Here is a 13,388-nt window from a genome sequence, read left to right on the forward strand (position 1 = left end):
AGTGTGGGTGGCGACGCAAGCGAAGGCGACACCGTGACCTTGTCAGTGACCTTGAACGACGGCACGACCGCGAGCTACAGCGGCTTGGTGAGCGACGCGGGCACTTACAGCATCGGCATCCCAAGTGCGGTCTTGTCTGTCTTGAACGACACCACCATCAGCGCAAGTGTCAGTGGTACTGACGCTGCCGGCAACACCTTCACAGCGGTCAGCGACGCGGCGGACGGTGGCTTCACCGTGGACACGTCGGTTAGCGGCTTGACGTCGGACATCACGGATGCGACCAACAGTGGTTCGAACGACGACACGATTACCAACGATGCGACGCCAGACATTAGTGGTGTGACAGAAGCGGGTGCGACCGTGACGATCACGTACATGGATGCGACAAACACAGAGCGCATGGCGACAGGCACGGCGGATGAAGATGGTAATTACACCATCGCGATCACGAATGCGCTGGCCGAAGGTTCAACTAGCTTGAGCATCACAGCGGTCGATGTCGCGGGCAACGAAAGCACGACCACGCAAAACGTGACCGTGGATACATTAATTGATGCTCCTGTTATCACGAACATCACTGATGACTCAGCCAATTCTGATTACTCAACCGTGACTTTACATGGTACTGGAGAGCCTGGTACGTCGATCACTTTACATGTTATCTCTGGATCATCTGTAAATGGTAATAACACTCAAACGGGTGAGTATGTCGAAGTTGAAGGCCTTTCAATTATTGTTGATGAAAATGGTAATTGGACTGCTGATGTGTCGAACTTGACTGATGTTCAGGTCAATGACAATGAGTTCTTTAAAGCAACTCAAACGGATGCAGCTGGAAATGTAAGTGCGGATTCCAATACGGCACATTATTGGCATGGATCGGCTACTTCTATATCTACGGAAGTGGGTGACGACTTTGTATTAACAGGTGCAGGTAATGATCAAGTCACGGTGAGCACCGATGATGCCAATGATGGTCTGACTATTGATGGTGGGGCTGGTGTTGATACGGTTATTTTCCAGAGCTTTGATGCGAGTCAGGCGACGTTTGTTGTGGATGATAATGGAAATCTTCAAATTACTCGTGGTGATACGGGTGACGTGGTTCTGTTGATCGATGTAGAGAATGTAAAAATCGATGGTGATACTTATACGATTTCTGATCTATTTACACCAACCGTCGCTATTACTAACGATACTAATAATGATGGGTTGTTAAATTCTGATGAGGCTAATGGCAGTGTGACAGTCTCTATCGACTTACCAATAGGTGCGAAGGTTGGTGATACGATCAATGTGACTAGCAATAATGGTGAGCCTGATCGAGTAATTACGCTTAACTCAAATAATATTAGCAATGGATCTGTGTCTGTATCTGGCATTGCCGTTACGGAAGGCGAAACATTAGAAGTGAGCGCATCGCTTTCTACTGGAGGTGGTGTAGGGTCAGACAGTGCTCTAGTCGATACCTCAGTGAGTGGCTTAACTGCCGACATCACGGACGCGACTAACAGTGGTTCGAACGATGACACTATTACCAATAACGTGACACCAACAATAGCGGGTCAAACAGAGCCGGGTGCGAGCGTTACGATCACGTACACAGATGTATCAGGTACAGAGCAGACAACCGATGCGGTGACGGCGGATACGGATGGCAATTACAGCATCACGATTCCAGCGGCATTGGACGAAGGTTCGAGCGATCTGACAGTTAAAGCGATTGATGCGGCGGGTAACGAAACGACGACAACTCAAAACGTAACTGTCGATACCTCAGTGAGCGGCTTAACTGCTGATATTACGAATGCGACTAATAGTGGTTCGAACGATGACTCGATTACCAATAACGCGACACCAACAATAGCGGGTCAAACAGAGCCGGGTGCGAGCGTTGCTATCTTGTACACAGATGCGACCGGCACGCAGCAAACAGCAACCGGCACAGCGGATGAGAGTGGAACTTACAGTATTACGCTTGATAATGGGTTGCCTGAGGGCACAAACAGCCTAAACATCAAAGCGATTGATGCGGCAGGTAATGAAACTAAAATTATGCACGATGTGACAATAGACACATCTGTTGGATCTCCAACTATCTCGATCGCAGGTGACGCCAACGAAGACGGTGTTTACAACGCGGAAGAGCTTGGTGCTGATGGCACCGTGACGGCAACGATCAGCGTGCCAGATGATTTCGATGCAGACACAGATACCTTGATTATTAATGGTGAGGCGGTATCTGCAGATGTGATTATTGATGGCCAAGTGACTCTTGAGATTGATCCAAACGAAACAATCACAGCCCAGATCACAGACGTTGCTGGTAATGAATCTGTTATAGCCAGCGAGACGGCGTTAAGTGCAGACACGACAGCGGCAGCGAGAATTAGCCTTGATAAGGTCACCGAAGATAATTTGGTTACTCATGATGAAGCGGCGAGTAAAGTAACACTGTCCGGCCGTGTTGGTGGTGATGCTGCGGTAGGGGATATCGTGACCCTAACCATAGCAACCGCCGCGGGTGTGATGGCTACCTATTCAGCCAATGTCGTAGCAGATGACGAAGATAATCTTGGTTATAGTTATGAAGTAGATGGTGATGTGTTGTATGCCTACCCTGACGCGACTATCACCGCTTCTGTGACAGGAACTGATAGCGCTGGAAACAGTTTCAATGCCTCTACATCAACGACTTATGATCTTGGTATCGGTGCTCTTTCAGATGCTGATTCAGATGCTAATGTGATTAGTGAAGGTGCGGCGAATGGAACCGAAGTTCAAGTAACAGGGCTTGCGGTTGATCCTGATGGTGATGCCGTGAAATACAGTTTGTCTGATGATCATAATGGTGCCTTTGCTATCGACGCAACGACTGGTGTGGTTACTGTCGCAGACAATACTAAGCTTGATTATGGTAGCGATTCCGCGCCGACTATCGACATTACAGCCACATCGGAAGATGGCACAACGGATACTGCTACATTCACCATTAACCTAACGGCTGACACTGTCGTGGCGGCTGACATGGGAATAGGCACAGAAGATACGACTCTGACTGTTTCGGCAGAAGAAGGGGTGTTATCTAATGATTCTGATGCCGATGACAGACTGTTGGTTGCGACATTTACGGTCGACAATGATGACACGATTTATTCTGCTGGAGACTCTGTCACAATTGATGGTGCAGGAACGTTAACCTTAAACGGGGATGGCTCTTATAGTTTTGAACCGATTGCCAACTGGTCAGGAGATGTACCAACAGTAAGTTACGTTACTAATACTGGTGCTGAATCTACTCTTTCTATTTCTATTGAAGGCGTTAATGACGCGGCCGAAATCTCGTTGAATAATGAATCGGTGACCGTGTCTGAAAAAGGTTTAGAAGACTCAACAGCAGGTACAACCAGTGCAACAGGCACCTTTACAGTCAGTGATATAGACGGAGACGATTTGTCTGTATCCTTGGTTGCGCCTACAGAGACGTATACCTCAGGTAACGTCCCGTTAACCTGGGATCTAAACGGTGAAGGTGATTTGATTGGCTCTGCGAATGGTGAAGCAATTGTCACGGTTACGCTTGGTGATGTGAATAGCAGTGGCGAAGGCTCATACACGGTTACATTGAATGGACCTGTAGATCAGTCTAATACGACAGCAGATGATTCACTTTCTATTCAGTTTGGTGTTGCAGTTAATGATGGCACGTCAACCACGACTAGCGCAGTAACCGCGGTTATAGAAGATGATGAACCAAGTGCGGTAACGACTGAAGCAGAGCTGCAACTTACCTCCAGTACTTTTTCTATCTCCAGTATTGAATCAGGATTTTCAGGTGAGTTGTTTGAGCAAAGTGGCTATAAGCTTGGAACTCATTCCAAAACTGATGATGATAATGATGATTTTAACGAGACGCTCTCATGGGGGAATTACGCTCATAAACATAATATCTCTGCTGGAGAAAGCTCAGTTACTGCTAGCGAAGTAGAAGATAATTCTTCAGGTATTGGTTTTGGCGATAGCATTGTCGTTGCCAAAATCACGCATGAAAATGGTTTGACGAATGCTGCATATGCTGATGATTTAGAAAGTGCTACGTTTAATGTCGATGTGAGTTTGATAATTGATGGCAAGGAAGAGGTTGTATCTCTTGCTTCTAAATTTACTGAAGTTGCGACAAGTAATAGTTTGGTAAATTCGGGAGACTCCTTAACCTTAGAAGCTTCAAGTGCAACTGTTGAGGTTAACGGTACAAGTTACACTGTTTATCTAGATGGCTTCTTGGTAAATGGTGAAATAGTTAACACTGTGACAACTGACGAATTAGCAAAAGTTACCTATTCAGTAGCTGCCCATGTTGAACTGACAGACTCAAGTCCAGCGGATGAGTATGTGTTAACAGGTACTCTAAACACAGATGCTGGTGCGGATGGGTTGGATTCTGTCGTTGAAGCAACAACCATCGATGATAACGGTACTTTGGTAGTTAATGAAGATGGCACTTATAGCTTCACTCCTAGTGATGCTCTTGTGAGCGCTTTGGGAGATACCAGTTCACAGGTTGTTGAATACAGCTATAGCGTAGTAGATGGGGATGGTGATTCAGTAACAAATACCTTGTCTATTACGGTGAGCAGCCCTGATGCAGACACCGGAACCACAACAACCGTGTCTGGATTGAGTGGAAGCTTCTATAACTACGATGATTCTGCAGAAGGCAATAGTAATATTACGTCGATTGCACAAGCGGAGAGCATTATTGCGAATCAGTCTGCCAATGCGACCTTTATTGCTACTGACGTTGATTATGCAAGAGCTTATAACAACCTAGGCAGTGGTACTAATTTGGATTCTTGGTTAGGGAGCGATTCGTCCTCTTTAACTTATGTCGATCAACAAAGTACTGAAGATTCTGTTGTGCAATTGACAGGCAGTGTGTCATTAGCTGCTGGCGCATACAGTATTAAGGTATCAGCGGATGATGGTTATCAAATCAAAATCAATGGTGAGGTAGTTGTTTATGTCGATCATATTCAAGCCGTCGCTACAGATATTTCTACCTTTACTGTGACAGAGAGTGGCGAACAGTCTATTGAGATTGTCTACTGGGATCAAGGTGGTGCCTACCAGTTAAGTGTGTCTCTAGCGCCAGTAACAGCAGTAGGTGGTATTGGAGAATATCAAGTATTAGGTAGCGATGCTTACCCAACGACTTCTGTTGTAACCGATGTGTCAGATATTGTCACTGATACGACTGATGATGTAGTGGGAGCGGATGATACGACTGATGATGTAGTGGGAGCGGATGATGGGGCTGATACCGGTACGGATGCTTCCTATCAAGATGACATTGCCGAATATGAATCGCGTGATTACAGCAATACGATCAATGGAACCTCAAATGACGACACTATATCTGGGACGAATCATAATGACCATATTATAGGAGACAATGCTCAGGATAATCTGTCTGGTGGTAATGGCGCAGATTGGTTAGAAGGCGGCGATGGTGATGATAAGTTATATGGGGGTAATAGTGCGGACTTATTAGACGGGGGAAGAGGGCAAGATTACTTAGAAGGAGGCAATAGCAATGACATTCTCTTTGGCGGTGATGGAGATGACTCTCTATTAGGCGGTCATGGTAATGATATTCTTATTGGTGGTCAGGGGAATGATACATTGACCGGTGATAATGGTAATGATTTATTTATTCTCCAAGATCCATCGACTAATGGTATTGATCAAATTACCGACTTTAATGTGAATAACGATGCGCTGGATGTGAGTGATTTGTTGTCTGCAGATGATGTTAATCTAGATGATGCCGATGCCGTTACTGCTTATCTTAATGCCAACATCAAGTTAGATTCTAACGATGATGGTTCTGGAAGCCTTTCGGTTAAAGATGCTAATGGTGCAGATCATCAAGTGGCTACATTTGGTTCAGATTCGACATTAGGAGAAGCTGGAAGTACTGTGACTGTTGTATTTAATGACCAAGAGTACAGCGTTAATGTTGATGGTTAATTATTATTAGCTGAGCGAAAAAAAACCGAATTAGGTATCTAATTCGGTTTTTTTATATCTCGAAGCTAAGAAGAGAAAAGTGACAGTGGCTAGATTTTATTAAGCGCCGAGGCCAATAGGGCAACTGATGCCAGTACCACCTAATCCACAGTAACCATTTGGGTTTTTATGTAGATATTGTTGATGGTATTCTTCGGCAAAATAGTAGGTGCTTAATGGCTCTATTTCAGTGGTGATCATGCCATGACCGGAGGCTAAGAGTTGTTTTTGATAAGACGCCTTAGTCGCTTCAGCTATCGCTAAGTCCTCTGGTTTTTTTAGAAAAATGGCAGAGCGGTATTGGCTGCCAATGTCGTTACCCTGTCTCATTCCTTGAGTCGGATCGTGATTTTCCCAAAATACTTTAAGAATGGCTTCGAGTGTGGTTTGGTTTGTATCGAAACGAACCGCCACCGCCTCTGTATGGCCTGTTTGCCCTGAACACACCTCTTCATAGGTAGGGTTTTCTGTGAAGCCTCCTATGTAGCCTACAGAAGTGACCAATACACCTGGCGTATTCCAAAACTTTCTTTCCGCGCCCCAAAAGCAGCCCATTGCCAAAATGACTTCTGCCTCGTTACTTTCCATCGGGCTTAGAAAAGATGCATGGTTAACGGCATGTATTCCGCTGATAGGCAGAGGAGTGGTTCTACCTGGCAATGCTGACTCTTTAGTTGGCATAGAAGATTTCTTCAGTTGTTCTTCAAGTGCTCTTAACATAATTAGGCTCCTGCTCTATTTTAAGGTAATGGTCAAAGGGGCTGCTTGAGCAACATATAGCTACAGTACAAGGTATCTAGGTTACAAAATACAACGAACGAGTATATGGCAATATTTGGGTTAGCTGTTTACGCTTTATTAAAGTTTTAACGAGATTGATTGCTATGTTTCGTATCATGGTTTTCTGGGACTCTAGAGAAGCAAACCGCCCCTTGGTCGAATTCATTAATGAGCTAGATGAGACCTTGTGCCTATACCAAATAGAGCCTATGTTTTTGCAAATTGATCATCAGCATGCACCGCAGTCCGGTAAAATTAAACCAAGTATGCGAGCGCTGATTGATTTTGTCCATTGCTACAAACCACATCTTCTCATGTGCTTTGGTAGTGAGACAAATATGTTGGCTAGGTTGGTTAAGCCTGCGCTTAAATGTGAGGTGAGTTTTAATCGACTACCCGAACATTTGGAGGATGACTCATCGAAAGTTAGTCAAATAGGCTTTTGGCTAAAGCGCTTTATGGAATACCGAAGTTGGGATCATGAAGAGGAGAGAAATGAGTTCATTTATTTTGGGGCAAGTACAACTAAAATAGTGGCGAACAGAGCGCTCGTCTTTGACGGTGACCCGATGGCCCCTGTTTTTAGCCGTTTGTCAGATGAAAGTCAGTTCGAGATTCTTAAAATAGCCGCCAAGCAAGAAAACTACCCTGCGGAGTTCCAATCTAAAGAGTCTGGCCTATTGCTGATATCTGAAACAATGCCGAATTATGAATTGTTAATCGACATAGCAAATGCCAATGGCTTATTTGTGCTTTGCATTAGTGATTCGGGTAAAGGGGTTAGGAATGGTGAAAATGGTTGGTTGATAGAATCAACAAATGAGCGCCGACTAATTAATTGTTTGATCAACTGGAGAACAATGGGCGACGAAGCAAGAAGGGTTCTTTCATACCATGCTAGGGACTATCAGTCTTATCATTCAGGACTGCATTACTTTTGCCATACACTTGGCCTTATTCCTTCCCACCAATCAATAAAAAACAAAATACAATCAATCTATTGACTCCTGCTTAGGCTTCTCTATAATACGCACCTCGTTGACGCGGGATGGAGCAGTTTGGTAGCTCGTCGGGCTCATAACCCGAAGGTCGTTGGTTCGAATCCAGCTCCCGCAACCATATTAAAGTATGGTCGCTGGCTCACTTTTTCTTTGAGAAAGTGCCTCCACAAGAAGTCAACGAAAGCAAAATTGTTAGTGGATTATTCACTTATTTGTCGCGGGATGGAGCAGTCTGGTAGCTCGTCGGGCTCATAACCCGAAGGTCGTTGGTTCGAATCCGGCTCCCGCAACCAATTAAATTGAAGGTCGTTGGTTCGCTTTTTGTTTAAGAAAGTGGCTCCGGCAATCATTTAAATTGAAAGTCGTTGGTTCGATTTTTGTTTAAGAAAGTGATTCATACAACACATTTAAGATGAGTTGGTCACAAAGCTTTTTAGCAAATCAAGATAAAACCTATTCTATATAAGTAGTTTAGTTTGGCGCGGGATGGAGCAGTCTGGTAGCTCGTCGGGCTCATAACCCGAAGGTCGTTGGTTCGAATCCGGCTCCCGCAACCATTTCAAAAAACGGTCGTAGGTTTCTCTTTAGTAGGAAAGCTGCTCCCGCAACCAAAATATAGTTTTTTGGTCGTAATTTTTATCTTTAATTTCTGCATATAAACTATATAAGTTAATAGTTTAATCTGTCGCGGGATGGAGCAGTCTGGTAGCTCGTCGGGCTCATAACCCGAAGGTCGTTGGTTCGAATCCGGCTCCCGCAACCAATTCGTTGAATCGTAAGAATTGATTAACAGAACATATCAGTTAAATATCACTAAAAAAGTAAACTATATAAATAGTTTAACTTGGCGCGGGATGGAGCAGTCTGGTAGCTCGTCGGGCTCATAACCCGAAGGTCGTTGGTTCGAATCCGGCTCCCGCAACCAATTCGTTGAATCGTAAGAATTGATTAACAGAACATATCAGTTAAATATCACTAAAAAAGTAAACTATATAAATAGTTTAACTTGGCGCGGGATGGAGCAGTCTGGTAGCTCGTCGGGCTCATAACCCGAAGGTCGTTGGTTCGAATCCGGCTCCCGCAACCATTTCAAAAAACGGTCGTAGGTTTCTCTTTAGTAGGAAAGCTGCTCCCGCAACCATTTCAAAAAACGGTCGTAGGTTTCTCTTTAGTAGGAAAGCTGCTCCCGAAACCAATTCAAGTGACAGTCGTTGATTCGCTTTTTATTCAAGAAAGTGGTTCCTGTGATCATTTCAAAAAACGGTCGTAGGTTTCTCTTTAGTAGGAAAGCTGCTCCCGAAACCAATTCAAGTGACAGTCGTTGATTCGCTTTTTATTCAAGAAAGTAGCTCCTGTGATCATTTCAAAAAACTATCCATCATTTAAATTCATACTTGAAATACGTTCTTAGGTTTTTTTGATAAGAAAAGTTATCCCGCGGTCAGTTAAAAAGTCGCTAGTTTTCTCTTGTTCAGCGAAGTTGCGTCTGTAATGAATTAAAAAATATCTTCAATCCTCCCTAACATCACAAGATAAATTTTTGTATATGATTGATTTATTTTAATTTTATTGTTTTCTCGTTCTCCGGTTTCTTGTTGAGGTGGCGCTGTGGAGACCTCTAATGGCAGGTCTATTTACAGGTGTTCAGTATTGTTTGGGTCAGTGGCTGGCTGCTTTGAAGGTAGTGTGGGTATGACTGTGCTGATGATGGGAGGCTGCAGTGTATTACTGAGCGATGTTCATTCATGGGTAATAAGAGAGCAGGTGTCCCCATGACGGTCTCTAGCTCTATTGTCATATAGAATCCGGCTTTTATCATGGGGCTCATTTAATGAAACTTACATATCTGATGATTGTGGTTTGTTCTTTAGGAAGTGTGCAATCCAAGACATAAGTTGTTTATTCTGAATGTTTTCTTCTTTTATCGTGATGCGCGCCTTATCAGCAATTTCTGGTGTTAAGGTAACGCCAGCATACAACTCGACTAAGTCACTCTCATATTCTTTTGAAAACTCTGGGTGACCCTGAAAAGTGAGAATGCGATCTTGATAAATGAAGCCTGCAAATTCACAAAAATCCGATCTCAGAAAAACATTTAGTTTTTTAGGTTTTTCTATCACCTGGTCCTGGTGAAAGGCACAAAATGCGATATCAGTGGCGCCTGGCAGTGTAGGGATATCACTTGTTACCTGGTAGTGGTGCACCCCCACACCCCAGCCAGCGGGTGACTTGATGACAGTGCCGCCTAGTGCGCGAGCAATGATTTGGTGGCCAAAACAAATGCCCACTAAGGTTTGCTTGTTGCTGTCTATTTCTCGAATAAAGTCACATAAACGTAAAATCCAAGGGTCGTCATCATAAGAATTGCATTTAGATCCTGTTATTAGCCAGCCATCACAAGAAGCGGCACTTTGCGGAAACTCATCCAAGCGCACGTCGTATATTTCAAACGCTAATGTTGGTTCGATATATGTAAGCTGTTGTACGAACATATCTGCATAGGATGGATAATTTACTTGAAGCACATCGGGTGTAATGCCCGCCGCAAGAATGCCAATTTTCATGTGATTAAGTCCTTAAAAAAGCGATGAGACAAGCGCCTGTTGACGTTAGTTATGTATGAATTCTAACGGGGTTCATTTTAGATTTCCTCATCCGGTTAGGTGAACCAACCGAATGAGGTGGCTTCTAATTTAGTATAAATAGGCTTCGTATTCTAGATAGGCGAGATGACAGAATCTCTTTTTCTATGTGATTGATTAAGGTGTTAAATTCCTAATTTATCCCGAATGTTGTAATAGGTGGCTCCCAGCGCAGTGTAAGGGACACGTAACATACGCCCACCTGGGAACGGGTACTGAGGCATGCTGGCAAAAACATCAAAGCGCTCTGTTTCACCATCAATAGCGTCAGACAGACTTTCACCCATAAGATGTGAGTTTGTTACCCCATGGCCAGAATAGCCTTGAGCGTAATATAAGTTGTCACCAATTTTGCCGACCTGAGGCATGCGCATCATGGTCAGTAAGAAGTTTCCTGTCCAAGCATAATCCACTTTGACCCCTTTTAAATAAGGGAATGTTTTAAGCATTTTCGGTGCAATGATGGACTCAATTTTACCCGGGTCACGAGCGCCATAAGTGGTACCGCCACCATAAATAAGTCGACCATCCCCAGACAAGCGATAGTAGTCGAGTAAATAGTTACAATCTTCAACACAGCGATCACTTGGCAATAGCTGTTTTTGCATCTCTGCAGACAGCGGCTCAGTGGTAATGACTTGAGTACCACAAGGCATGGCTTTTTTCTCAATATCAGGCAGAAGTCCAAAGAGGTAAGCATTACCAGCGACAACTATGGTATCGGCAATGACTGTGCCTTGTTTTGTGACGACTTTACCTGGTTTGCCTTGCTCAAGGCGAACCACTTCAGAGTCTTCAAAGATTTCTCCGCCTAATGCTTCGAAGGCTTTGGCTTGTCCCAGTACCAAGTTCAATGGTTGGATATGGCCGCCTTTACGGTCCAGTAAACCGCCCACATAGCGCTCACTGCCAATATGATCTTGGATGGAAGAAGAGGTTAAAAGCTCAAGCTCGTCATGGCCATGGGCTTCCCAAAGTGCTTTTTTTGCTTTGAGCTCTTCAAATTGCTTGTTGTTGCACGCCGCAAAGACGTTGCCATGCTTAAGATCACAATCGATATTGTATTTGTCGATGCGATGGCGAATTAATTCCGCGCCAGCAAACGCCATTTTTGCCATCTTCTGGCCGATCACATCGCCATAATTGTCGGTGATGTAGTCAATATCACGGTTAAAGCTATTAACTATCTGACCGCCATTGCGACCCGAGGCGCCAAAACCAATGCGAGTTCCTTCTAGTACAATGACTTGTTTACCTTTTTCAGCGAGGCTTAACGCTGTCGAAATACCGGTAAAACCCGCACCAACAACGCAGACATCACAACGATGTTCGCCAGTGAGTTGCGGACGAATGACCTTATCATTGGCAGACGCAGCATAGTACGAATTTGCATGAGTAGGGGGTGACATAAATAGCCTCTCCTAATTCGCGTCGACAACCGTGTCGTTACGCTAAAAATGTGACACACATAAAAGCAGCTTGCTGCTTTTTTCATTTTATTTACCAGTTTTACTGGGTGTTAATTACCATGCTATTAAATTACCCGAGGACTGGGTGTAAGTACCATATCCCCGAGGTGGTATATGGGGTTGAAGGCATTTCACACATACACTAATGTCTATAAAAGGAATTAATGGTATTAGAAAGGCAGGAAGATAAGTTGAATTGATATGACTGCCATCCTTACTCTTCCTTTCCCCAGTTTAAAAATTGTTCTGGTTGATCAAGAATGCTTTCAACTCGATTATAAAGTAATTTGGAAAACTCCATGGTGATCATTGATGATGGGGCTTCTGCAGGGAATATAAGTCCAATTCGAAGCGCTACATCAGGTTCAAAGCTACGAAATACAACCTTTCCAGGTGTTGCATAGCTGGTGTAACTAATGGCTGAGATAGGATCTACGATAGAAACGCCTAACCCTCGTTCAACAAACTTTAAAGCCGGTGTGAAAAATCGAGTTTGTAACCGGACATTCATTTGATAGCCACCTTGATCGAACAGTTGTATTAGATCCCGAAAAATCATGTGATCTGGATACAGTGTAATCATAGGTTCGGTATGGAGCATTTCTAATGTAATAACTTCATTTTCAGCTAGGGGGTGATCTGCAGGTAACGCACATATACAGGGTAGGTCAAATATTTTGTTACGCTCATTTTTCGCTTGATGAATAGGTATTTCTGCGAATCCTAAATCATATTGATTTGAAGCAACCCAAGTAGCTATCGCATCTGAAGTGCGTGTTTGTAAGGAGACCTGTACCTGAGGGTGTTCCTCAAGAAAGTCAGCTAATATATCGGGCAAGAAGAAGCTTGATGGTCCTGGCATGCACCCAATTCGAAGAAAGCCATACTGTTTGTTTTGAATGTCTTTAACCGTCAAATTAACGTCTTGTATACGAGAGAAGATCGACTCAATTTCTTTATACAAGTAATGAGCTTCAGGTGTAGGGTAGAGTCGCTTTTTGTGTCGTTCAAATAACTGAAAGCCGATATCATCTTCCAGTGAGCTAATCATCATGCTTACTGCCGGCTGCGTTCTATAAAGTTGCTTGGCTGCTTGAGAAATAGAACCACTTAACATTACTGCACGAAAGACTTCCATCTGTTTCAAGTTCATGTCATTGCCTTTTAGTATAAGTTTGAGATAGGTAATGCGCTTTGAAAATGATGGTTTGCACTAAAATATCATTTCAAGAGAGGCTTAGACTCAGCAATAAGATTTCTAAAAATGCATCACATGTTAAATTGTATCAGCAATATTTATATTATGAGTTAAAAAATCTATATTCTTTATGGTTAACAATCGCTTGTTTGTCTTCGCTCTGGTGCCATGAAAGGAGTGTGTTGAAAGATATAGCAGTGCCGAAGGATGTGGCACTGCTATAAAG

At 43.7% G+C, this 13,388-nt stretch carries 6 protein-coding genes and 6 tRNA genes; 8 read left to right on the forward strand and 4 right to left on the reverse strand.

From position 1 onward, the window contains the following. Window positions 1–3 precede the first annotated feature (3 nt). Complete coding sequence (locus DFP81_RS18230; RefSeq protein WP_281272032.1) at window positions 4–6,033, forward strand: Ig-like domain-containing protein; 6,030 nt, start codon at window positions 4–6, stop codon at window positions 6,031–6,033. A gap of 99 nt (window positions 6,034–6,132) precedes the next feature. On the opposite strand, the gene msrA is transcribed toward DFP81_RS18230, so the two are convergent. Further along, window positions 6,133–6,792, reverse strand: coding sequence for a peptide-methionine (S)-S-oxide reductase MsrA (gene msrA, locus DFP81_RS10040; protein ID WP_115897657.1), 660 nt, complete (start codon window positions 6,790–6,792; stop codon window positions 6,133–6,135). 164 nt (window positions 6,793–6,956) lie between these two features. On the opposite strand from msrA, the gene DFP81_RS10045 reads away from it, so the two are divergent. The 7 genes from DFP81_RS10045 (at window position 6,957) to DFP81_RS10075 (ending at window position 8,940) form a co-directional block, all read left to right on the forward strand. Beyond that, on the forward strand, window positions 6,957–7,856 hold the full coding sequence (locus DFP81_RS10045) for a hypothetical protein (protein ID WP_115897658.1): 900 nt from the start codon (window positions 6,957–6,959) through the stop codon (window positions 7,854–7,856). 38 nt (window positions 7,857–7,894) lie between these two features. Next, window positions 7,895–7,971 (forward strand) — tRNA-Met (locus DFP81_RS10050). Between the two features lie 98 nt (window positions 7,972–8,069). After that, window positions 8,070–8,146, forward strand: a tRNA-Met gene (locus DFP81_RS10055). A gap of 187 nt (window positions 8,147–8,333) precedes the next feature. After that, window positions 8,334–8,410, forward strand: a tRNA-Met gene (locus tag DFP81_RS10060). A 129-nt stretch (window positions 8,411–8,539) separates the two neighbouring features. Beyond that, window positions 8,540–8,616: transfer RNA gene (locus DFP81_RS10065), tRNA-Met, on the forward strand. Window positions 8,617–8,701: 85 nt separating this feature from the next. Next, window positions 8,702–8,778: transfer RNA gene (locus DFP81_RS10070), tRNA-Met, on the forward strand. Window positions 8,779–8,863: 85 nt separating this feature from the next. Then, a tRNA-Met gene (locus tag DFP81_RS10075) sits at window positions 8,864–8,940 on the forward strand. 751 nt (window positions 8,941–9,691) lie between these two features. On the opposite strand, the gene DFP81_RS10080 is transcribed toward DFP81_RS10075, so the two are convergent. From DFP81_RS10080 to DFP81_RS10090, 3 genes are all read right to left on the reverse strand, one after another. After that, window positions 9,692–10,417 (reverse strand): glutamine amidotransferase-related protein, encoded by a 726-nt coding sequence (locus DFP81_RS10080; protein ID WP_115897659.1) that lies wholly within the window; start codon window positions 10,415–10,417, stop codon window positions 9,692–9,694. Between the two features lie 203 nt (window positions 10,418–10,620). Continuing rightward, window positions 10,621–11,904: an NAD(P)/FAD-dependent oxidoreductase gene (locus DFP81_RS10085; protein WP_115897660.1), complete on the reverse strand. Its 1,284-nt coding sequence runs from the start codon at window positions 11,902–11,904 to the stop codon at window positions 10,621–10,623. A gap of 274 nt (window positions 11,905–12,178) precedes the next feature. Beyond that, complete coding sequence (locus tag DFP81_RS10090; RefSeq protein ID WP_115897661.1) at window positions 12,179–13,117, reverse strand: LysR family transcriptional regulator; 939 nt, start codon at window positions 13,115–13,117, stop codon at window positions 12,179–12,181. Window positions 13,118–13,388: the final 271 nt, after the last annotated feature.

The sequence above is a fragment of the Marinomonas pollencensis genome, assembly GCF_003387375.1.
GTDB classification, from domain to species: domain Bacteria; phylum Pseudomonadota; class Gammaproteobacteria; order Pseudomonadales; family Marinomonadaceae; genus Marinomonas; species Marinomonas pollencensis.